Source organism: Campylobacter sp. 19-13652, from assembly GCF_019702925.1.
Lineage (GTDB): Bacteria > Campylobacterota > Campylobacteria > Campylobacterales > Campylobacteraceae > Campylobacter_A.
This window is the reverse complement of record NZ_AP024713.1, coordinates 279,677-302,441: the sequence shown is the minus strand read 5'-3', so window position 1 is coordinate 302,441 and position 22,765 is coordinate 279,677. Positions and strand designations below refer to the sequence as shown.

Annotated in this window: 20 protein-coding genes; 9 read left to right on the top strand and 11 right to left on the bottom strand. The window is 44.8% G+C overall.

Translation table 11 applies throughout. The features are described 5' to 3' along the window. Positions 1 to 17: 17 nt before the first annotated feature. Positions 18 to 503, bottom strand: coding sequence for a transcription elongation factor GreA (gene greA, locus LBC_RS01380; RefSeq protein ID WP_221254342.1), 486 nt, complete (start codon positions 501 to 503; stop codon positions 18 to 20). Positions 504 to 585: 82 nt separating this feature from the next. Between greA and LBC_RS01375 the strand changes: the two genes are divergently transcribed. Further along, a complete protein-coding gene (locus LBC_RS01375) occupies positions 586 to 759 on the top strand; it encodes a hypothetical protein (protein ID WP_221254341.1) in 174 nt (57 codons plus the stop codon). 179 nt (positions 760 to 938) lie between these two features. On the opposite strand, the gene lpxB is transcribed toward LBC_RS01375, so the two are convergent. Next, on the bottom strand, positions 939 to 1,979 hold the full coding sequence (gene lpxB, locus LBC_RS01370; RefSeq protein ID WP_221254340.1) for a lipid-A-disaccharide synthase: 1,041 nt from the start codon (positions 1,977 to 1,979) through the stop codon (positions 939 to 941). Between the two features lie 103 nt (positions 1,980 to 2,082). On the opposite strand from lpxB, the gene surE reads away from it, so the two are divergent. From surE to LBC_RS01355, 3 genes are all read left to right on the top strand, one after another. Then, positions 2,083 to 2,850 carry a 5'/3'-nucleotidase SurE gene (surE, locus tag LBC_RS01365; RefSeq protein WP_221254339.1) on the top strand — a complete coding sequence of 256 codons (768 nt, stop codon included), beginning with the start codon at positions 2,083 to 2,085 and terminating at the stop codon, positions 2,848 to 2,850. 172 nt (positions 2,851 to 3,022) lie between these two features. Next, entirely contained in the window at positions 3,023 to 3,679 is a 657-nt protein-coding gene (locus LBC_RS01360; RefSeq protein ID WP_221254915.1) for a ThiF family adenylyltransferase, read from the top strand. Between the two features lie 694 nt (positions 3,680 to 4,373). Beyond that, the gene (locus LBC_RS01355; protein WP_221254338.1) at positions 4,374 to 4,697 is read left to right on the top strand and encodes a hypothetical protein; all 324 of its coding nucleotides are present in this window, start codon (positions 4,374 to 4,376) and stop codon (positions 4,695 to 4,697) included. On the opposite strand, the gene LBC_RS01350 is transcribed toward LBC_RS01355, so the two are convergent. From LBC_RS01350 to LBC_RS01320, 7 genes are all read right to left on the bottom strand, one after another. Beyond that, complete coding sequence (locus LBC_RS01350; protein WP_221254337.1) at positions 4,683 to 5,765, bottom strand: epoxyqueuosine reductase QueH; 1,083 nt, start codon at positions 5,763 to 5,765, stop codon at positions 4,683 to 4,685. The two genes, LBC_RS01355 and LBC_RS01350, sit on opposite strands and share 15 nt — an antisense overlap. A 378-nt stretch (positions 5,766 to 6,143) precedes the next feature. Further along, positions 6,144 to 6,374: a hypothetical protein gene (locus LBC_RS01345; protein ID WP_221254336.1), complete on the bottom strand. Its 231-nt coding sequence runs from the start codon at positions 6,372 to 6,374 to the stop codon at positions 6,144 to 6,146. Then, complete coding sequence (locus LBC_RS01340; protein WP_221254335.1) at positions 6,349 to 6,777, bottom strand: nuclear transport factor 2 family protein; 429 nt, start codon at positions 6,775 to 6,777, stop codon at positions 6,349 to 6,351. The genes LBC_RS01345 and LBC_RS01340 overlap by 26 nt, the downstream gene beginning before the upstream one ends. Before the next feature lie 633 nt (positions 6,778 to 7,410). Then, entirely contained in the window at positions 7,411 to 7,926 is a 516-nt protein-coding gene (infC, locus tag LBC_RS01335) for a translation initiation factor IF-3 (RefSeq protein ID WP_221254334.1), read from the bottom strand. Further along, positions 7,923 to 9,752 (bottom strand): threonine--tRNA ligase, encoded by a 1,830-nt coding sequence (thrS, locus tag LBC_RS01330; RefSeq protein WP_221254333.1) that lies wholly within the window; start codon positions 9,750 to 9,752, stop codon positions 7,923 to 7,925. Before thrS ends, infC begins: the two co-directional genes overlap by 4 nt. Before the next feature lie 128 nt (positions 9,753 to 9,880). After that, positions 9,881 to 11,239 (bottom strand): rhodanese-like domain-containing protein, encoded by a 1,359-nt coding sequence (locus tag LBC_RS01325; RefSeq protein WP_221254332.1) that lies wholly within the window; start codon positions 11,237 to 11,239, stop codon positions 9,881 to 9,883. Between the two features lie 391 nt (positions 11,240 to 11,630). Next, entirely contained in the window at positions 11,631 to 12,617 is a 987-nt protein-coding gene (locus tag LBC_RS01320; RefSeq protein ID WP_221254331.1) for a YeeE/YedE family protein, read from the bottom strand. A 774-nt stretch (positions 12,618 to 13,391) separates the two neighbouring features. Here LBC_RS01320 and LBC_RS01315 point away from each other — a divergent pair. Both LBC_RS01315 and LBC_RS01310 read left to right on the top strand, forming a co-directional pair. Continuing rightward, positions 13,392 to 14,810 (top strand): sodium:alanine symporter family protein, encoded by a 1,419-nt coding sequence (locus LBC_RS01315; RefSeq protein ID WP_221254330.1) that lies wholly within the window; start codon positions 13,392 to 13,394, stop codon positions 14,808 to 14,810. A 2-nt stretch (positions 14,811 to 14,812) separates the two neighbouring features. Then, positions 14,813 to 15,637 (top strand): thiamine-phosphate kinase, encoded by an 825-nt coding sequence (locus tag LBC_RS01310; RefSeq protein ID WP_221254329.1) that lies wholly within the window; start codon positions 14,813 to 14,815, stop codon positions 15,635 to 15,637. Positions 15,638 to 16,181: 544 nt separating this feature from the next. Here LBC_RS01310 and LBC_RS01305 read toward each other — a convergent pair. After that, complete coding sequence (locus LBC_RS01305; RefSeq protein WP_221254328.1) at positions 16,182 to 16,643, bottom strand: DUF411 domain-containing protein; 462 nt, start codon at positions 16,641 to 16,643, stop codon at positions 16,182 to 16,184. Between the two features lie 100 nt (positions 16,644 to 16,743). Here LBC_RS01305 and LBC_RS01300 point away from each other — a divergent pair, with 100 nt between their 5' ends. From LBC_RS01300 to LBC_RS01290, 3 genes are read left to right on the top strand one after another with little or no spacing between them, the layout of a single operon-like run. Continuing rightward, positions 16,744 to 17,712: a putative transporter gene (locus LBC_RS01300; protein WP_221254327.1), complete on the top strand. Its 969-nt coding sequence runs from the start codon at positions 16,744 to 16,746 to the stop codon at positions 17,710 to 17,712. 3 nt (positions 17,713 to 17,715) lie between these two features. Next, positions 17,716 to 18,513 carry a M48 family metallopeptidase gene (locus LBC_RS01295; protein ID WP_221254326.1) on the top strand — a complete coding sequence of 266 codons (798 nt, stop codon included), beginning with the start codon at positions 17,716 to 17,718 and terminating at the stop codon, positions 18,511 to 18,513. Further along, positions 18,500 to 19,117, top strand: a complete 618-nt coding sequence (locus LBC_RS01290; RefSeq protein ID WP_221254325.1) for a tetratricopeptide repeat protein — start codon at positions 18,500 to 18,502, stop codon at positions 19,115 to 19,117. The genes LBC_RS01295 and LBC_RS01290 overlap by 14 nt, the downstream gene beginning before the upstream one ends. A 1,142-nt stretch (positions 19,118 to 20,259) precedes the next feature. Here LBC_RS01290 and LBC_RS01285 read toward each other — a convergent pair. Continuing rightward, a complete protein-coding gene (locus LBC_RS01285; RefSeq protein WP_221254324.1) occupies positions 20,260 to 22,632 on the bottom strand; it encodes a ribonucleoside-diphosphate reductase subunit alpha in 2,373 nt (790 codons plus the stop codon). Between the last annotated feature and the right edge of the window lie 133 nt (positions 22,633 to 22,765).

Below are 22,765 nucleotides of genomic sequence, written 5' to 3'. Positions count from 1 at the left end.
ATCTAGCCCTAAAAGCTTTAATCAAATTTAATCTCCTTATACTCCACGCTAATTATCTCCACTTCGCTACTGCCTCGCGGTAGGCTAAGCGTTACCTCATCGCCTGCTTTTTTACCCAGTAGCTGGCGCGCAAGTGGGGAGCTAATGGAGATTAGCCCTCGTTCTAAATTACTCTCGCTCACCCCCACTATCGTGTAGCTACTCTTTATCTCAGTATCCACGTCCATAATCGTAACAAACGAGCCAAACCGCACCCTATCGTGCTTGTAGCTAGCGGGGTCGATGACCTCAGCGTTTGTTAAAAGCTGGCTAAGCTCGGCTATACGGGATTCTATAAAAGCCTGCTTTTCCTTTGCGGCGTGGTATTCGGCATTTTCTTTCAGATCGCCGTGACTGCGTGCTATGTCTATTTCTTGCACGATATTTGGGCGTTCGACCTGCTTTAGGTGCTTTAGTTCGTTTTCTATTTTTGTATAACCATAAATTGTCATCGGCTCAGACATTTACTCTCCTTTTTTAAATTTTTTGTTGTAAATAGTGTTGTTTTACAAAGGTTTTTTAAGCAAGCCCAGCACAGCGTCGCAAGTGGCTTATGTATCGCTCACATCGCAGGACGATATGCTCGCTAACGTCCAGTTTTACTACGCTACACATATAAACTTCGCTTACGGCACGGGAGCCACAAAGTGGCTTAGCACAGCAAGCAGTTGCTATGCGTGCATAAAGCGAGTATATCGCAAAGCGATACAAGCCGCATAAAAAGCAGTCATCATCCTAAGCTCACGCATGCTATAGCTTCCCCATATTTTTAAGAGCGACACAAGATGAACCGCTAAAATCGTGCCGACATTGCCTTGCAATGACAGTCATACCTTACGATACTGCCACAAAGCAAGCGTGTGTGGCGGCTTGCTGGCAACTTAAAATTTAAAACAACACTACTCCACAGCAATCTCTTTTATCAAATTTGCCACATTTTGGCTACTGCCCTGACCCAAATAATCCCTAAGCTCACTAGCGGCTGTGATAAATTTATCTGCGTCGTGGTTTTCGTATGCGTTTAAGAGCGACTTTGCGCTCACGTCATCTTGGATTAGCTCCACATTTAGTGGGGGTTTACCCATAAAATCAAACATAATATTCGCAAGTCCGATAAATTTAATCTTAACGAGCATTTTAGCTATCATTATATCCACTGCGCGCGCCTTGTAAGCCAGCACAAATGGCGTGCCGATAAGTGCTGCTTCAAGCGTAGCCGTCCCAGAGCAGATAAAGGCAAAGTCGCTTAAATTTAAAGTGCTAGCCGTGTCGCTAGAGATTTCAAACTCGCTCACATCGCCGTAAATCTCGCTTAGCCTATCACGGAAAAATGGCGGCACGACTAGCACCTTTTTAGCCGCTATCTGCCCCGCCACCTGCTTAAAAACAGGCATAAGTCTAGCTATCTCACCCCTGCGAGAACCCGGCATAAACGCCACTACGCCGCTTTTGCTTGGGGCGGATTTAAACTGCTTTATCTCATCTAGCAGGGGGTTTCCCACGTATTTTGCGCCCACAAAAAACTGCTCATCAAAGGGCAAAATGCTAGCAAGCTCATCGCAATACTGCCGCACCGCCTTAGCCCTTTCGCGCTTCCACGCCCAGACTTTTGGCAGGATATAATAAATGATTTTAGCCTTTACGCCGGCGTTTTTTAGGGCTTTAGCTAGGGGGATATTAAAGGCTGGAGCGTCGATTAAAAGCACCACGTCGCAGTCCTTTGCAAGGCAGACAAGCTCTTTTATCGCTTGCCTAGCCTTAAAAACCAGCCCCAGCACGCCAGCAAAGCCCATCGCAGAAAACTCACTGCTTTTATACGCTGGCACGCCGTAGCGCTCGTCAAAAATGCCGCATATTTCATAGCCTGCTAAGTGCTTTAAAACCTCGCCCAAATGCAGGTTTGCGCTTGGTTCTAGGGCTGAAATCAGTATCTTTTTCACTATCCTACCTTTGCTAAAAGCTCTAATTATAGCGTTAAATTTGTTAGCGTTTTCTAAATTTGATTTTGCTACAATCGGCTTTTAAATTTAAACAAGGATAAGCTTGAAAATACTTCTAACAAACGACGACGGATTTGACGCAGCTGGGCTAGCAGCGGCTAGGACGACGCTAATCCAGCTTGGGCATGAGGTGCTAACAATCGCCCCAGCTAGGCAAAAATCAGCCTGTGCGCACTCTTTGACGCTTTCTTTGCCGCTGGTTTTTAAGCCAGTCAGCGAGAGCTTTTATGCCCTAGATGACGGCACGCCAAGCGACTGCGTATATCTTGGGCTGTTTGAGTTTTATAAAGACTTTAAGCCCGATTTAGTCATCTCAGGCATAAATCACGGCTCAAACTTAGGCGAGGACATCACCTACTCAGGCACGTGCGCAGCGGCTATGGAGGGGGCTTTGCAGGGCATAAAAAGCGTGGCGTTTTCGCAGTATTACGTGGGGGATAGCCTGAGTGGGCTTGGCTTTGAGCTAGCTTGCGAAGTGGTAAAAAGCGTGGTAAAAAGCGTGCAAAATGGGGCAATAAAATGGGGCGAGAGGGAGTTTTTAAACGTCAATATCCCAGCCGTTAGCCTGAGTGAATTTAAAGGCTTTCGCGCGGTGCGAGCGGGCAAGCGGCGGTATGATACTAGGGCTAGCGTGGGGGTAAATCCCCGCGGCGTGCGGTATTTTTGGCTGGGTGAAGCGGACATTAGCTACGAAGCGGGGCTTGGTAGCGACCTAGACGCCATAAATGCGGGCTTTGCGAGCCTAACGCCAGTAAAAATGGATATGACTAGCTATGAGAGTTTGGAGGGATTAAGGGGGATTTGTGAGTGAGATAAATTTAAAAACGGCAGAAATTGGGGATTTTGGCGCGCCTAGCAGCGGACGAAGTGGCGTCATTGGCGATGAAAATTTAAAAAGCGACACCAGCAAAACCGACGCAGATAGCAATACTCAAAGCGTAGCTTCTTTAGAAAGCATAGCTTCTTTAGAAAACGAAGTTTCTTTGAAAAACGAAACAGATCGCTACACAAGAGTGCGGTGGCTTTTGGGCGATGAGTGGGAGCGGCTGCAAAATGCTCGCGTGCTGGTGCTAGGCGCTGGGGGCGTGGGCGGTGTGTGCGCAGACGCTCTAGCTCGCAGCGGAGTGGGTGAGATAGTGCTGGTGGATAAGGATGTATTTGATATTACTAATCAAAACAGGCAAATTTATAGCGAGGCTGTGGGGGCGGATAAGGTGGGCGAATTTGCCACCAGGTATAAGAATGTCCGTGGCATAAAGGCGGTCGTTGACGTGGCGTTTTTAGAGAGCATTAGGCTTAGTGAATTTGACGTGATAATCGACGCAATCGATGATGTCCCAGCCAAAATCGCCCTAGCCCTGCGGACGCCAAAGGACAGGCTCATTAGCTCTATGGGTGGTGCAAAGCGGCTCGATGCGACGGCGGTAAAAGTGGCTAGCGTGTGGAAGACGCACTCAGATCCCTTTGCCAGAAAGATTAGAAGCGAGCTAAAGCGGGCTGGATTTGGCGGGGATTACCCAGTGGTTTTTAGCACGGAGCTGCCAAACTGCGTGGGGCTTGGTAGCTTTATGGGCGTGACGGCTGTTTTTGGGTTAAATTTAGCTAGCTTAGCGGTAAGGAAAATTTTAGGATTGGTTTAGTCTGATGTTTTTCTTATTCCAGCCAGCTTGTCTCGCTTGGCTATGCGTCGCCTATTTAAAATTCGCTCGGTCATTACCCATTAGGCAACTCCAATCGCAAAATTTAAATTCGCCTAGCCTAGCTTTGCAATACTTTGCATTCTGACGCTCTTTTTTTGGCTTAAAAACTAGCTTGTCTAGTGAGTGCTTTTTGCGGAGTTTCACCATTTTTCACAGAAACTTCGCTTCGCTTGTTTTATCATGTATGCTTCGCTTTAAAATGGCTCACAACCCTACCCCAACGGGTGCAAGCCACGAAAGTGGCGCTAGCAAAAAATCATCTCAAGATACTTTGTATTCTCCGCTCAATAGCACAGAACAAATTTTAAACGTCGCAATTTAAATTTGTTGCCAAACAATTTTAAACGACAGAGACACTTCTAATGTCGTTAGGGGCGTCGGCAGGTGCAAGCCCACTGCTTGGCTTGCGTGCCATAAACGAGTGAGCAAGCATATCGCCACTGCAATACTAGCGATGAGCGTCAACGCAAAGAGAGCAACTTCGTAATTCAAGCCATTCCCCTTAACACAAAAACGAAACTCATATTATAAAAATTTAAACCCAAAAACCAAAAGTTTCTGTGGATTCGCCCCATTAAACCAAAAATTTAAAAAAGGAATAAAAAGTGCTTATCCTAGCCAAAAGGATAAAATAATGAAAATATACGACACGCTAAATCACGCCATAAACGCAAGCCTAGCAAAGGCAAAAAATAGTGCCACAAGCTTTAGCGACGTGCTTGAAAGTATAAAGCCTAAAGTGGAGCAAAGCACCCAGCAAACGCAAAATAGCTCGCCCTATGCCACCGCAGAAAAAGAGCTAAAGCAGTGGAATAAAACCATGCTAAATTACGAGCTTCAAAGCGAGCTTAATAAGATGTTTTTTGCTAATTATGGCATAGGGGATAAAAAGCAAAACGACCCTTTTAATCAAATGCTGCGCCTAAAAGAGCTAGCCAAAAAACTAAACGAGCCCTAGCACCTCACAGCTATCCTCATAAAGCTCGCTATAAGCGACGATCTCATGCTTTGCTGGGATTAGGCTTGGCAGGATGATTATCGGATTTAGGCTGTATTCGCCTGCTATTTTTCGTCGCAAAGCAAGCTCGTCATCCACGCTAGGCGGTGCCTTGCAAAGCCCCATCACATCGGCATACTCTCGCCCTAAAAGTGCGTTAAATTTATTAAGGCTTAAAAATATCACGCCATTTGCCAGTACCTCACTAGCACCGTCATAAATTTGCTCGCTTTTTAGGCCAAGCTTCATAAAATGACGTTTAAAATTTGAATAAAGCATAAAATAGCTAGGCACGCTAGTCCCATCACGTCGCACCAGCCCCCTAAGCAGGCGGTAGTTTAAAAAGCTCCTGCGGCTTAGCCTAAAACGCTCACCCTGCCCCTCAAGCTCTCTCACCCGCTCATAAAGCTCAAGCCTAGCCTCAATGCTTCCAGGCAGAGTACGCCCATAAAGCTCGCTAGCTAGCTCAACGGCTGGCAGTTTCTGAGCCTGACGTTGCTTGCTTAGAGCAAAAATGCAGCCGCAATAATTTTGATGATAGAGCTGCTCACGCTTTGCCATAGCAAACTGCTCATTCGTCCCGCCACCAGTGCGAAAATCCACCGCATAGGGCTTTATGGACGTGCCAGCCACCGCTTTATCCAGGGCGGATTTAAGCTGCGCAAAGTCCTTTTTAGGACTCATTAAAAGCGTGGTCGTGATGCTTGTATGTCCCATTTCTTGGGCGATTTTAGCGCTATTTCCCACACGAAAATCAAAGCAGTAAGCGCACCTAGCCCCCTTTTCAGGCTCATTTTCTAGCCCCTTTGTACCAGCCAGCCACGCCTCATAATCATACTCGCCCAAAATAAGCTCCACACCCAGCTTCTCGCAGCTTCGCCGCACGTCAAGATAACGTAGCATATACTCGCTGTATGGATGGATGTTTGGGTCGTAAAAATAGCCCACAAGCGGCTCATCAGGTAGCTCCTGCCTAAGTCGCTGTAAAAAATAATGGCTATCAACGCTACAACAGATATGTACAAGCAAATTTAATCCTTTTTTTACTATATTATAGCGTATTTTAGGGCTTTTAGCTAGAGTTTAGGAGTTAATTTGTACGATTAATACCCAGGCTTTGCCTTATGCCAAAATCATCAAAGACACAACGCCTGATTAGATGAGCCACGCTTTTGCGTGAGATTAGGGCGTGCGGATTTTTAAATTCCTCGCCCTTTTGCGCCGTAATTTATCTCATCTGTGCTGCTAAAGCACTGCGATTACGGCATAGGCTGGCTTGCTGTTTTCGATTATGGCGGCGGATTTGGCGTAGCTAGCTGGTGGGGTGCTGTCTGCTTTGCCGTATGTGCTAATCCAAGCTAGCCTTTTTACGCCTTATCGCCGTTGCCACGCTACTTGCCAGCCTTTCTAGCTCGCCAGCCAGCCCGGCAAGACCGCATATACATCTGATAGAGCCTGCTTTATGGCATTCGTTTTGGCAGCACCGGCTTCTATGGTGCTAGCTCGCTCGCTTTTGCTAGGTCCAACCGCATTCCTACCAAGCAAAACAAGCCCTGCTTTACTATCTCTTAAAAGCCCATCTACGACGCACCTGCCTAGGCTTTTGCTTGCTTCAAGGATTAAACGCCTGCCTTTCATCGCTTATCATAAACTCAGCCACTCTGCTTGCTATCTGCCAGCCCTGGCTTGATTTTACATACTCATCAAGGTATCTTACGCCATAAACCATAAGCTTGCCGTCCTTGCCTAAAAGTGTAACTTGGCAGTAGTGCCTAGCTGTGGCAGACTCGCCGCTAACACTAACGACAAATTGTCCGTTTAGGTGGTAGGCCTTGCTAAAATTTGATAAAAAATTGCTAAAGACCTTTTCTATCTCAGCCCTGCCACAAGCTTTGGCAAAAAGCTCGCCGCCTATGTATGTGGTTACGCTGGCTTTGGGAGTAAAGAGCCTCATCTGCTCGCTGATTTTTAGCTCATCGGCTAGGATTGAAAAGGTATCGACTAGCTCTTTTAGGGCTATTTTCTCATTTAGATTTTGCATTTGCTCTCCTTTTAAATTTGCTCATATTTTAGCGTTTTTAAGCCCTTTGGCGTTAGAAAAAATCTGCAATTTTCTTGCCTAATCCTATAAATTTAAATATGGCTACTTTTTGTAAGAGCCGCTATAGCTTATCAAATGCTAGGGTCAAATAATTTAAAGAGCGCATTTTCTGTCCTGCACTTTTTGGCTGTCGCTTGCTAGCGTAGCTTGTATTAATTTAAAATTTTCTCCCGTGCGTATTGCTGAATTTTTGGTGCTTTGGATGGTATTTGTATCTTTTTGCACGGCTAGTAAAATCGCTAAAATTGTCTCTTGCGCTAAATTTATAAATTAGATTAAGTTGCTTTTTTTCTGCGCCAAGTAAAATATTGGATACCAAAAACAAGGCTAAATTTATTAGTTTGTATCCCCCTTTAATAGCCAGTTTTGCACGTGAATTGTCTATGTGAGATGATGGTATTTTTGGTTTTGTTGCCACAAGCAGTCAAAATATAATGCCGCACGCAATATAATTTTTTGATTAAATTTAATTATTTTGCTTGTCTTTAATGCGCCAAATTATAAAGCGGAATAAGCCTTGCAAGTTAAAAGTGGTAGAGGCGGATAAGCCACTTAGCCTATCCGCTTAGTGCGTTATTTTTTAGGCACGACGAGCATATTGACGTATCGACCCTCAAGTAGTGGCTCTTTGTCCCTATCGGCTATGTCGCTCACGCTCTCCCATATGCGGTTTAGCAGCACGACGCCAGCTTCAGGCGAGCTCATCTCACGCCCTTTTAAGAAAACTCTAAATTTCACGTGCTTGCCAGACTCTAAAAACTCCCTAGCGTGCTTGACCTTGTAATTTATGTCGTTTTGCGCGATTTTTACGCCCAGCTTTATCTCTTTTATCTCGATGGTTTTTTGCTTTTTCTTAGCCTCTTTTTGCTTTTTCTCCTGCTGATAGCGGTACTTGCCATAGTCCATTATCTTGCACACTGGAGGCTTGGCGTCAGGGGCGATTAGCACGAGATCTAGCCCCATACGATTAGCGATTTCTAGGGCTTCATCACGGCTTATCACGCCATAACTTGCCCCGTCATCGCCCACACATCTGACCTCAACCGCCCTTATCTCATCGTTTAAAAAAACGTCTTTTTCCCTACTCAAAAATGCACCTCATTTAGTTTGTCCTTTGTGAAATTTAAAAACTCATCTACGCTTAGTTCGCTTTGGCTGCGAGATGTGCGATCACGCAGAGCGACCTTGCGGTTAGCCACCTCATTATCGCCTAGGACGATGATTAGTGGCACTTTTGCCTTTTCTGCCGTTCGAATTCGTTTATTTAATGTTTCGTTTTTATTGTATATTTCGCTATCTATTTCAAGCTCGCTTAAAAGAGAGGCCAGCTCCTTTGCATACTCCTGGTGCGCTTCTCCGATAGGCACGATGGCTACTTGCGTAGGGGCTATGAAAAATGGCAACTCCCCAGCCGTATGCTCAAGCAGTATCCCCACAAAGCGCTCAAAGCTACCCAGTATCGCGCGGTGCAGCATTACGGGGCGTTTTTTCTCATTATTTTCGTCGATGTAGCTTATCTCAAAGCGTTCAGGTAGGTTAAAATCGACCTGCACAGTGCCACACTGCCACTTTCGCTTTAGGGCATCTGTGATTTTAATGTCGATTTTAGGGCCATAAAACGCTCCGCCGCCCTCGTCTATGCCGTAGCTAAAGCCGTTTTCATCGAGCGCTTGCTTTAGTGCATTTGTCGCTACTTCCCAGACTTCATCATCGCCTATTGCCTTGGCTGGCTTGGTTGAAATCTCCATCTCATAGCTAAAGCCAAAGGTTTTCATTATGCTATCGACAAAGCCTAAAATTTCAATGACGTTTTCTTTTATCTGTGCTGGGGTGCAGAAAATGTGTGCGTCGTCTTGGGTAAATTCACGCACCCTAAATAGCCCGTGTAGTACGCCGCTTTTTTCGTGTCTATGCACCATACCATACTCGAAAAATTTAAGCGGCAAATCACGATAGCTGCGTATCTCGCTCGCATATACCTTAATATGCCCCACGCAGTTCATCGGCTTTATGCCATACTCCACATCGTCAATGCGAGTAAAATACATATTTTCTTTATAGTTTGCGTAGTGTCCGCTCGTTTTCCACGCGTCCGCTTTAAGCAGCTCTGGCCCACGCACTGGTTCGTAGCGACGCTTGCGGTGGGTTTTAAAAAGCGCCTTTTCTAGCTTCGCTCTTAGCCTAGCTCCAGCTGGTAGCCATATCGGCAAGCCCGCCCCTACCTGCTCATCAAAGGTAAATAGCCGCATTTCACTGCCTAGCTTGCGGTGGTCTCGCTTTTTGGCCTCTTCGATTATGCGGATATGCTCTTTTAGGCTCTCCTTATCAGCGTAAGCCGTGCCATAAATGCGTGTAAGCATCTCACGGCTCTCATCGCCGCCCAGATACGCCCCAGCCACACGAGTGAGCTTGAAAAAGCGTAGGAATTTTGAATTTGGCACGTGCGGCCCACGGCAAATATCGCAAAACTCGCCCTGAGAGTAGATACTTACTTCGCCGTCTGGTATCCGCTTTAGCACCTCTTGCTTTAAATCGTCATCTTTAAATTTATCCGCCACTTCTGCTTTGCTAAAAACGCTTTTTACTATGTCATTTTTAGCTTCTGCTAGGGCTTTCATTTTCTTTTCTATTGCGTCCAAATCGGCTTCGCCTAGCTTTTCGCCATTTTCTTTGCTTGCTCTAAAATCGTAATAAAATCCGTCCTCTATCGCGGGGCCCACAAAGAATTTAGCATCAGGATAAAGTGCCGTGATAGCCTCCGCCATAAGGTGCGCACAGGAGTGGCGGATGACCTCTAGTGCGTCGTCTGAGTTGTCAAAATATATCGGTGTCGCACTCGCCTTATCAGCACGTGCGTCGATTGATTGAGTGTCTATTATTTCGTTACCTATTTTATAGGCGATTATATCGCTCATTGATTTCCTTTTTACCTATCTGTCTGCTTTACGATAGCAGAACGAACTTGCATTTTATAAAAACTAAGCTAATATTTAGTTTAAATTTATGCTAGATTTAAAATTTGACCCAAATAAACTAAATCAAGCTACCCCCTGCAGCTGCCTCCAGCCTTATACACCTTACCATAGTCATTGCCACTATCAGGCTTGCTTGCCCCATTTGGTGCGCCTAGCTGCACTGGGTAGCGGCTATGCATCTGCCACGCATTCCAGCCGCCGTCATATACGTAGGCGTGCTTCCAGCCTGCAAGCTCGGTCATAAACCAGCTCACGCTAGCCCGCCAGCCAGTGCCGCAGTAAAACGCCACGTAATCATCGCTATTTATCCCCTGAGACTGCCACAGGGCGAAAATCTCATCTGGGTTTCTAAGCGTGTCATCAGGGTCGTAATAATCCGCCACATTCGAGCTATCACTACCCGCAAAGCCCCATATCGCCCCAGCTGGCTCGCCCTTGCCTGGGATGTAGTCATAGCCGCTTATCTTGCCCACATACTCGTCCCAGCTACGGTTGCTTACTAGCTTTAGCCCCACGCTTTTTTGCATTTTTATCACGTCATCGGGCATACTTACGTTAATATTTAAATTCGCCGCCGCTTCGCCAAAGCTAGGCAGCGGGGCTGGGGTATTTACCTTCGTCTCGACTGGATAGCCCAGCTCCTGCCACGCATATATCGAGCCGTTTAAAAACCGCACGTCCTTTACGCCTGCGTATTTTAGGGCAAAAAGCACCCTAAGTGCGGCTAGCTGATTGGCCGAATATAGCACTACTGGCGTATCGGCGGCTATGCCTATGCTGGCGAGATTTGCACGTATCTCATTAAGCGGACGCAGGTTCCACACGGGGTCAGCTTCGATTAAATCGGTATCAAAATGATACGCCTCCACGATGTGGCTAAGGTAGGCGGCGGACTTTTCCACGCTGCCCCAGCTGACTTCGTAGATTTTTGGCGGATTTGGCTCGTCTAGCCTTGCCTTTAGCCACTTTGCAGAAACGGCTAGCTCGTAGTTTGCATAGCTTTGCATAGGCAGGCTCTCATCGTTTGCATACTCAATAAATTTATCATAGCTAGCCACCTTATACCCACGTGCCTTAAACTCCGCTGCCACCCTAGCTAGTGCGTCAGGGTCGGTGTCGTAGATGATGAGCGTTTTGTCCTTTGTAATTCCCTTTGCTGCGGCAAAACTGATAAATTTATCATCATCTATCCGCCCCAGCCACGTGCTAGAAAACTGCACCGCCCCAGCCACGTGTCCGCCACGCTTTGCGCCATTTTCCTTAAAGCCGTTAAATAGGCTATCATCCCTTGCGTCGATTATGACGTAGGCTGGATCATTTAGGTGGCTGGCTAGCTCTGCTGTGGTGATGGATTTGACGCCGTCGCTTTGAGAGCAAGCGGCGAGAATTAAAGCGGCAGTGAGTGCCGAGAGTAAAGATTTTTTCATTTTTTATCCTTTTTAAATTTATTTAAGCCAGCTCGTCTCGCTTTTGCTTGACTTTGCCTTTTTCGCCAGCTTGTCTCGCACGTCATCTTTCAATGAGCTAGCCGTTTTTAATGCTCACATACTACGTGTATGCTCCGCTTAAAAACGGCGTCGCAACATTGAAATCTAACGCACGATACTTCGCATTCTCCGTTCTTGTCCTGCTATTTAGCTTTGTCGCCATTTTAAATTTATGGCGGAGCAGTCAAATCAACGAGACGGGAACAAATTAGGCGAAGTATCGCACAGCTAGGCTAGGCGGATTTTAAATTCACGACAGGAGCATACACGATAGTATGTGACTGAGTGAATTTAAAATCCAACAACGCATAGCGAAGCGAGACAAGCCAACTTAAATTTTAAAAATTCTTTTTGAAAAGTAAAAGGCAATTATGGTTATTGGTGTAGCCATAATTGCCGCCGTCCCAAAATACGCCGGTGCGATTAGCGCATTTGCCACATTGCACCCTCCAGCAAGCCCAGCCCCAACGCCCATCGCAAGCCCACCGACAATCCGCTGCCAAAGCTCACCACTCTCGCCAGCGTGCAGGCAAAACTCCCCACTAAGCCGTGCCGAGATAAACGCTCCAATCGGCACGCCCAGCACAAAAAGGCTGCCCCAGTTTAAATAGCGGTGCTGGGCGGTGAGCACAAACTCAAGCAAATTAGCCGAGGGCAGCGAAAAGCTAAAGCCAAAATATCGCCCCACACTAAAGCTATCAAGCCACGCCCACACCGCCAAAACGCCTACCACAACGCCACCAGCTAGCAGCGGCAGGGCGTAATAACGCAGGTGAGAAAGCTTAAATTTATCCCATCTTGCTCGCTCAAACTCGACCCTAGTAAGCCAGAGCGAAAAAGCTAGACTAATCCCCAAAACGCCCACCAAAACCCAAGGCGAAACACCCAAAATATCGCTTAGATTGCCGCTTATTTGGGCGTGCTTAAAAAGCGGCTTAAGCAGGCTAAAAATAAGTCCAGATGTTGAAGCAATGACACCAAGAATAAAAAATATAGCAGTGATTAAAGCCGCCAAACTCCCCTCGCCAATGCGAAAAAACGCCCCGCTTGCGCAGGTTTTAGCCAGTGCCATACCAAAGCCAAAAATCGCCGCCCCAAGCACCACGCTAAGCGCTGAAAAATCGCTGCTAGGCACGGCTAAGAGCCTAAAATCTGCTAGGGTAAAAATCGCAATTGATTGAATGAAAATGGCGGCTAAAAGTGCTGTGATAAATTTAAACTCGCCCCTAAAAAGTGCGCTAAAACCAGAATAAAAACAAAACTGAGAACGCTGAAAAACAAAGCCAAGGCTCAGCCCAATAATAAATGAAGTCGGCATAAAAATACTCGTAAAAAAGTCTCTTTTAAACTAAAAGCTGGGCGTAATTTTAGCCAAAAAAGTTTAATTTTATATTCAGCTTTATTAAATTTAAAAGATTTTTAAGTATAATCAGGCTTTGAATTTAAATTTTTGTTTTAAAAGCATTTACTTTAGCAAGCCTTTGTGGCAGATTTAGCAGTGAATTTGGCTAACTTTAAATGCTTTTGACGTGGCTTTGAGGCTTGTTCTAGCCTGCAGATTTTGACAAAATTTAGGATTATGTAAATTTAAACGTAAAAGCCAAAGGACTTTGGCTAAAGCAAACTTGTGGCGTCAAGACTTTTAAACCTACTAGATGACTAGCCGCCTGCTTTGGCAAATGGTGGCTAAATATAGTAAAAGCAAAGTCTGATTTGGCAAAAATGGATTTTGGCTTTTGAGTGATTTTTCCTAATCACAGGGCGGCGTTTATTAATCCGCTCTAAAGCCGCAAAGCTGGCATGAAATAGGCTAAACGCAGACACAAGCAAGCAAAATGCGAGCTAGCAAAAATAGCCAAAAGCACGAGCGACACGCAGGTATCTAGTCCGTACGCCAAAGCAGGCGTGGGAGTCAAAAGCCAGAAACACCAAAGTAAGCGTGAGACAAAAGCTAAAAATTTAAGCTAAAGCAAGCAAAGCTAAAAAATAAGTGATAAAAATGCAAGCTAGCTGGAATTAAACCCAGCAAAAAAGCAAGCCAAAAACGAGTGGGCGAGTAAATTTAAAACAAAAACTAAACGAAAGGTAGCTTATGGGCGAGCTTATTAATAACATAACGCAGAGTGTAACCGCAATAAATAGCTTTATTTGGGGGCCTTATTTTCTCATTTTATTACTTTGTGGAGCTGGGCTGTTTTTTACTTTTAGACTTGGATTTGTCCAAATTTTTAAATTTAAAGACGCAGCTAGCAGGCTTTTTGGCAACTTCAGCCTGCACGGCAAATCCGCTGGCAAAAGCGGTATGAGCTCCTTTCAGGCCGTAGCCACCGCCATAGCCGCACAAGTAGGCACAGGAAACCTAGTCGGAGCGACGACGGCTTTAGTTATGGGTGGCCCTGGAGCGATATTTTGGATGTGGGTGGCGGCGTTTTTGGGTATGGCAACAAATTTCGCCGAGATCTGCCTAGCCCAGCTATACCGCAGCAAAGACGATAGCGGGCATATCATAGGAGGTCCTGCCTTTTACATTAGGCGTGGCGTGGGCGGACGCTTTGGCAAGTGGCTGGCTGGATTTTTCTCTATCGCACTTATTTTGGCACTTGGGTTTATGGGAAATATGGTGCAGGCAAACTCCATAAGCGGCGGCTTTGCCACGGCCTTTGACGTGCCTAGCTGGGCAGTGGGGCTAGTACTTGCGGCGATTTGTTCTTTTGTATTTATAGGCGGGATAAAAGCAATCGCAAGGGTAGCTGAAAAAATCGTCCCAGCCATGGCGATACTTTACATACTCGTGGGGCTAGCCATAATCGCCTTTAACCTAAATCAAATCCCCCATATAATCTACCTAATCATAAACTCAGCCTTTAACCCACTCGCCGCTTGGGGTGGGGCAGCTGGGGTCGGTATAGCCACGGCGATGAGATACGGCGTCGCAAGGGGGCTGTTTTCTAACGAAGCTGGCATGGGCAGCACCCCACACGCCCACGCAGCTGCGATAGTCCGCCACCCAGTCGAACAGGGCGAACTAGGCATCATGAGCGTCTTTGTCGATACCTTTATAGTGCTAAATATCACCGTCTTTGTCGTGCTTAGCTCAGGAGTTATCGATTTAGAAAGTGGCAAAACAGCCTTTAGTGGCATAGCTCTAGTACAAGAAGCCTTTAGCACGCATATTTTCGGACATAGCAGCGGATATGTCTTTATTGCAGTGTGCCTATTTTTCTTTGCTTTTACTACCATTGTGGGGTGGTATTATTTTGCGGAGATAAACGTCCGCTACCTGCTTGGAGCACGCTGGATAAGGGCCTTACAAGTGGGCGTGGTGGCTTGTATATTTTTAGGTAGCACGCAAAAAGTCGAGCTAGTTTGGGAGCTGGCCGATCTTTTTAATGGCTTCATGGTTGTACCAAATTTAATCGCCATACTAATCCTAAGCCCCGTCGTAGTCAGGCTTTTAAAAGACTATAGCGCCAACAAACCCTATAATGCCAAAGACTATATAAAGGGCTAGCCTTGGACTTTGAAAGCCACGTCATAGCAGGGTTTAAGAATAAATTTATAGGCGATGATGGGGCGGTGCTTGGGCAGTGGGTGGCTAGCAAAGATCTTTTTTGCGAAAATACGCACTTTAAGCGTGGCTGGCTAAGCCCTAAAGCCATAGCATATAAGTCGATGATAGTAAATATCTCAGACGCCATCGCCATGAATGCACGCCCAAAATACGTGCTTTTAGGGCTTGGGCTGGATAGGGCTGATGTGGAGCTTGTGGATGGATTAAGGGCTGGCTTTAAGCAAGCTTGCGATGAATTTGGCTGCGAGATTGTAGGCGGAGATACGATAAAATCAAGCGAGCTAAACATTAGCATTAGTGTGCTTTCAAGATTAGAAAATGGCGCTAAAGCCCTGCGTAGAACGGGGCTAAAGGCTGGCGATCTGATAGCTCACACTGGCGAGCTTGGCTCTAGCCTAGCCGGACTAAAAGCCCTGCTAAATGGCGGAAAAGCTAGGAGCAAAAGCCGCTTCGTGCGTCCTGTTTTGCGTGGAGATTTTATCTACAAGGCAGCTAGATTTTTGCGCTGCGGTATGGATATTAGCGATGGGCTTAGCAGGGATTTAGGCAGGCTTTGCGCCATAAATCGGCTTGGGTTTAAATTTAAAAAAGCCAAAAGCAAGCAAGAGCTAAGTAGTGGCGAAGAGTATGAGATGCTAGTCGCCTTTAGCCCACGCCACCTCCATAAAATCGCCCGCCTAGCGCAAAAAAGCAGAACAAAGCTTAGCGTATTTGGCATCGCGAAAAGGGGCAAATACCGCCACTGGGGCAAAGGCGAGCATTTTTAACCGAGCCTTCACGCCAATAGGCTCTCATTAACGTAATACTAATTTACCGATTTTATAAGCATAAAAATATGAAATTTAAGCCTTACAGAAGCATTATGTGGCAATTTTAAAAGATTGCGGTATTACATGCAAGCGCCTTATTTCCCAGAGCCTTTAATTTAATCACAAAGCTAAGTTTAAATTTATTTGACTAAATTTGCGCAAAGGTGCGTCTTTTAAGCCGCTACTTTAGACTATATTCGCCCCTAAGTCGCAAGCAAAACAAACTTTAAATTTAAACAATAGCGACACTTTTAGCGTCATCAGGTTAGCATCCGTCGTAAAGTCAAAGCAAGGCGGAATTAGACGATGGCGTTTTAATAAAAACAATATCACAAAATAAAAAACCAAATTTTCGCAGTTTAAAATTTAATGCACGTAAATTTAAGCCACAAACAAACACTCTCTTATGGTGCTTCTTTAAAAACTAAGGCAATCTAAATTAAAGACGCACCATAAATTAAAAGCTGCTAGCCATGGCAAATCCCACAGCAAAAAGTAAAGATTAATTTACCTTCTTATCGCCTCTATACGTGCCCAGACTCTCAACTGAGCCATCTTTTTTAATCACCACAACATCATAAGCATCCTTGTCATCACCTTGTTCCATACCAGGGGAGCCAACAGGCATACCAGGCGCAGACACTCCTACGACATCAGCTGGCCTATTTTTAATCAGCTCCTCTATCACAACTAGCGGCACATGTCCCTCTACTACATATCCATCGATAATACCTGTATGGCAGCTTGCAGTATCATCTGTAATGCCATGATCTAGTTTAAATTTATCCAGATTTTCGCCGACTGTTTCAGCATTTACTACTTTTACCTCGTAGCCATTTTTCTTAAGGTAGCTTATCCAGCCCTCACAACAACCGCAATACTTACTTTTATGCACCTCTATACTCTGCGCTGCGTTCGCACTTAAAGCAAGTGCCATAGCCGCTAAAATCGCAAGCTTTTTCATACTTTTCCTTTAATAAAAAATAAATCACATAATATTACATTATAGTTTAAATTTATCTAAATAAAGTATAATTTACTCTCTTAAAATATGAAAGGAAAGCATGTTTTCATCATTTTTCGCTAGTAAAAAATGGGCGCTTTGGGCGTATGGCGGCATAGCACTAATATTGCTTGCGCTTGTTTATATCACCCATTTAAACGTACAAATAAATAGCTGGTACGCAAGCTTTTATGACATTATGCAAAATGTAAAAGAGCATAACGTGCAGGATTTTTGGGATAGCATAGAGCAGTTTTTATACATCGCCATGCCATACGTTGCAGTAAATATGCTGCTGTCATTTTTTGCTAGCCACTGGGTCTTTCGCTGGCGAGAGGCGATGAGCTTTGCTTATATAGAGCTTTGGAGAGATACACAAAAAGACATAGAAGGCTCAAGCCAGCGCATACAAGAGGACGTTTACAGGCTGGCTAAGATTTTGGAGGATTTGGGGATAAAGGCAGTAAAAGCCCTTATGACTTTAATCGCATTTATCCCAGTGCTTTGGGCTCTTAGCGAGCATATGCCCTTGCCTGTTTTAAAAGATATTCCAGGTTCATTAGTCTGGGTCGCGCTTTTAGTTAGCATAGGCGGGCTTGGAGTGTCGTGGTTTGTCGGCATAAAACTACCTCATCTTGAGTATAATAACCAAAAAACCGAAGCCGCCTTTCGCAAAGAGCTAGTCTTAGCCGAAGATGACAAGCAAAAATACGCAAGCCAGCAGCAAATATCAAATTTATTTAGCGCCTTAAAGGCAAATTACTACAAGCTATTTTTGCACTATGGTTACTTTAACCTCTGGCTGATTTCGTTTTCACAAGTGCTTGTCATCGTACCTTACGTGCTTATGGGTGGTGGTCTTTTTACTGGGGCTATAACGCTTGGGACGCTAGTGCAGGTCTCAAACGCATTTTCTCAAGTTAGAGAGAGCTTCAGTGTATTTATAGATAATTGGACGACGGTAACCGAGCTTCGCTCAATCTATAAACGTTTGAAAGAATTTCAGATAAATATCAAATTTAAAAGGTAAAAAATGCTTAAAATTTTACTATCTTTACTGGCTATTTTCATCATTTCAGGTTGCGCTTCAAGCACAGCTGGCGGAGTGGTAGGGGCAAATAGAAGCCAACTTATGCTAGTAAGTGCTGATGATATGAATAAGCAATCAAGTCTCGCCTACTCAGAAGTCCTGCAAAAAGCAAAAACCGCCGGTACGCTTGATAAAGACGTCAAAATTACACAGCAAGTAAACAGAGTAGCAAAGCGTCTAATAGCACAAGTAGGGGCATTTCGCACTGACGCTAGAAGCTGGCAATGGCAGGTGCATACCATAGATGAGGATACACTAAATGCTTGGTGTATGCCTGGCGGCAGGATAGTGGTGTATAGTGGGATAATTAAAAGACTTGGATTAAACGATGCTGAGCTTGCGGCTGTTTTAGGGCATGAAATGGCTCACGCACTAAGAGAGCATAGCAGAGAACAAGCCAGCAGCGAGGAGATAAAAAACCTAGGACTTGTGGCAGTTGCTAGCATATTTAAGCTAGGTGGCGTGGCTCAAACTGGGTTAAATATAGCGGCAAAATACACATTCACTCTGCCATTTTCGCGCTCACACGAAAGTGAAGCGGACGCCATAGGCACGGAGCTAATGGCGCGCGCTGGGTATGACCCAAAAGCTGCGGTAAACGTATGGAAAAAGATGCAAGCCCTCTCAAGCACAAGCACACCAGAGATACTAAGTACTCACCCATCAAATCAAACTAGGATAGATGAGCTTAGCAAAATAGCCCAAAAGCTAGAGCCGATATACCAAAATGCCAAAAAATAGCTTGCTTTATGGGACTTTATTAAATTTAAAAAAGATTAGGAGTGAAAAGTTTATCGCTTGGCTAATCTTTTTTAGCGCTGTTTTTGGGCTTAAAAGCGCTATTTTAGCCGATGAGGGCATAAAAAGCGAGCTAGAGTATAAATTAGGCGTTGAGTATTTTTTAGGCACAAATGGCAAAAGCAAGGATTATAAAATCGCCAAAGAGTACCTACAAAGCGCCTGCTACGACAAGGATAAACCTATATCCGCTGCTTGCACAGATGTGGGCGTGATGTATTATGAAGGATACGGCGAGAGTGTGGATTATACTAAAGCTAGACAGATGTTTGAGCTAGCATGCTTTGCACCCAGCCCATCGTATGAGGCGTGTGGACTGCTTTCTGGGATATATTTTTTAGCTCAAGGGGTAGATAAAGACTGGCATAGAGCAAAAAATCTAGCCCTTCGCGCCTGCGAGCATGACACCGCATTTGGCTGCTTTTTCCTAGGGGTGTCGTATCTTGATGTCGTGGATTTAGAAAACGCAAAAACCTACCTGCAAAAGGCGTGCGACATGGCGCACAACGAGGCTTGCAAGCTGCTTAACGAGCTGCCAAAACTCTAATAAAGCTAGCTGAAAGACTAGGTACAGAGCTGGGATAAATTTGTACTTGCTTGTAAATTAAGCAAAATGATAGCTATTTTGTAGACTTTGCAGATAGTAGATGCTTAAATCTGGTAAAGCACGCCATCTTTATAAATTTAAGTCCGCAAAAATAAGATTAATCCTAGGCCATTTTTAAAGCTCGGATAATATGTGGCAAATGCACACAGTAGATTTTCACTTGTTTTTGATTATAGCACAAACGACAAAACCCTCATCCTAAGCCCTGCAAGCCTACGGACACTCTCACGATAAAGCACCAATTTAAATTTATTTTTACCATTTTTTGCACCATTAGCGCAGTTTTGGTTGCAAAACCGCCTCGCCCATTTTTATGGGTATTGTTGCTTGCGCTGCCCTGTAAATACTCGCTGTCTAAAAGCAGTCATCATTCTAGGTAGGCTTATGTGTTAAGAACTGGCCATATACGAAATATTGCAGAATAAATTTAAGCCTTATTTTTCTGTTAAAAAGGGTAGAAACCATAGGTGCTTTTGGTTTGTTTAAATTTATTTTTAAGCTAAGAGATAGCTTGTTAACTTTACAGCTTTTGTTTTAAGCTAGAGGAAAAGGATTTTAATTTAAATTTGTTTTCTCGTTAAGAAAGGAGACTTTAGTTACGAAGTTGCCCACTTTCTTTTATCCCAACACCCTAACCCACCCCACTGTCTATGCGGCTCGTATCGCAGGGCGATATACTCGCCTACTCACTTTATGCACGCACAGCAAGCAGTTACTGTGCTAAGCCACTGTGTGGCTTGCATACGCTCCTATGGCAGTATAGTAAAGTATAACCGCCGCTACTTCGCAGCGTCGGCACGATTTTTAGCAGCTCACTTCGTATCGCCGTAAAAATCGGCAATAAGCCACTCATTACATGGGGTTTTGGGTGCAAGACTTTTCCACGCAGATATCAAGCGGCAAATGCGAAGTATCGTGCGTTAGATTTTAATGTTGCGACGTGATTTTGCAAAGGAGCATACAGATAGTATGTGACTAAGCAAAATCGCTAGCTCATTGACCCAACGGGTGCAAGCCACGAAGTGGCGAAGCAAAAGATGACGTGCGAGACAAGCTGGCTTAAAAGGCAAAGAAAAGCAAAATTACTGGCAGCCCTCGCACTCTATACTTCTATCAGCCACACTACTTACTTTCTCACTGTCTGGGCTTTCGCTGCGTAGGTAATAAGTCGACTTTAGCCCAAGCCGCCACGCTAGGGTATAAATATCGTTTAAATAGCCGCCCGTTGCCTTATCAAGGCTCATAAAGATATTTAAGCTCTGCCCCTGGTCTATCCACTTTTGGCGTATGGCGGCTGCGCGCACTAGCTGGCGCTGGTCTAGCTCATAGGCTGGAGTGTAGTAATTCCACGTATCTAGGCTTAGGTTTGGCACTACAGTTGGTATCATACCACTTAGGTTTTTCTCAAACCACTTACGCTTATAAACTGGCTCAATAGTCTGCGTCGTACCCACGAGTATGCTTATACTTGAAGTTGGCGCTATTGCCATTAAATAGCCGTTTCTCATACCATCAGCTTTTACCTTTTGTCTTAGCTTTTCCCAATCACATCCCACCTCGTCAAAAAGCCCACCACGATTTACAAGCGCCTTAGCCTCAGCGTTTGCGCTATCTATAGGGAAAATTCCCCTACTCCATTTACTACCCTCGTAGGTAGGATATTTGCCCTTTTCGACAGCTAGATTTGAGCTTGTATAAATAGCATGGTAGCTAATATGCTCCATAATACTATCAATCTTTGAAAAATGCTCGTAGCTGCCCCACTCACAGCCTGCCTCCGCTAGCATCTGAGCCTCGCCCATGACGCCTAGCCCTATACTACGGCTTGCTAGGTTGGTATTTTTGACTTTTTTATGTGGGTAGAAGTTTAGATCTATCACATTATCAAGCATTCTAATAGCAATAGGCACAACGCGCTTTATATCCTCTGGAGTGTGGATTTTGCTTAAATTTATACTAGCTAGGTTACATACGGCAGTCTTACCCTCGCTTGGTTCTTTTTCTACTATGAATATCTCTTTTGAGTATATGCTATCAAGACTACTTAGCTTTTTGGCTTTTTTCTTTATGCCGCCATCTGTTACGACTTCGTCCTCTTCGTTAAAAAGCACTGAAGTCCCATCGGCAAAGCTTACTTTTATGCGGTAGTAGTTTGGGTCTGTATTTTGGAAAATCTCCGTGCATAAATTTGAGCTTCTAATAAGCCCTGAGTGGTCATTTGGATTGGCTTTATTTGAGCTATCCTTAAAGCATAAAAACGGCATTCCGCTCTCAAAATAGCTCGTTAATATTTTCTTCCACAGCTCCTTGGCTAGGACTGAGTTTTTCTGAATATTTGGATCGGCTTCGTACTGCTCATAGCGTTTTTCAAATTCCTCGCCGTAAAGGTCGGTTAGGTCGCTTACCTGCGCTGGGTCAAACAGCGTCCAGCGCTCATTTGCCTCAAGTCGTTTCATAAACAGGTCGTTTATCCACAGCGCTGGAAAAAGCTCATGGGCGCGGCGACGCTCCTCACCTGAGTTTTTACGCAGGTCTAGAAAATCGCTCACGTCCATATGCCACGGCTCGATATACACGGCTATTGCGCCTTTGCGAGTGCCTAGCTGATCGACGGCGACTGCGATGTCGTTTGTTACTTTTAAAAATGGTATGATACCCCCAGCGGCGTTTTTATGCCCGTCAATGCTACCACCCATGGCTCGGACTTTGCTCCAGTCCCAGCCGATACCGCCGCCAAATTTAGAAAGAAGCGCCATTTCTTTATAGCTATCAAAGATGCCTTCGATATTATCAGGCGTGCTGCCGATATAGCAGCTGCTTAGCTGGTGGCGTGTGGTACGAGCGTTGCTTAGGGTCGGCGTAGCAGGCATTACTTCAAATTTGCTGATTAAATCATAAAATTTCTTCGCCCACTCTTGGCAGTCTAGCTCATTTTGTGCTAAAAACATAGCGATCGCCATAAACATCTGCTGCGGTAGCTCAATAGGCTGGGCGTTTTTATCCTTTATCAAGTAGCGGTCATAAAGGGTTTTTATGCCTAGGTAGGTAAATTGCAAGTCCCGCTCAGGCACGATGTAATCGTTTAACTCGTCTAGGTCGTACTTTTCTTTTAGCCCTGGTATTATGCGCCCTTCTGCTTCGCCACGTGTGAAATAATCACGCAGGTGATTATAGCCGTTATAGCCTGTGGCCTTGTGGTAAAGGTCATAAAGGAAAAGACGAGCCGCAACAAAGGTCCAGTTTGGTCTATCTAGGTCGATTTTATCGACTGCAGTTTTGATTAGAGTTTGCTGAATTTCCTCGGTAGTGATATTATCACGAAACTGGATTTTAGCGTCTACTTCAAGCTCTGAAAGACTTACGTTTTCAAGCCCTAGTACGCTTTCAGTGGTGTATTTTTTGATTTTTGAGATGTCTAGCTCTTCGCTTCGTCCGTTTCGTTTTATGACTTTCATTTACTCTACCTTTAACTCAACTTTAATCTATTAAATTTTTAATTTTTAGAATTTAAAAGAGTGGTATTTTAGCCAAAAATTATCCAAAACAAACTTAATCTTTCTTGCGCAAGCAAACGGTGGGCATTTTGCT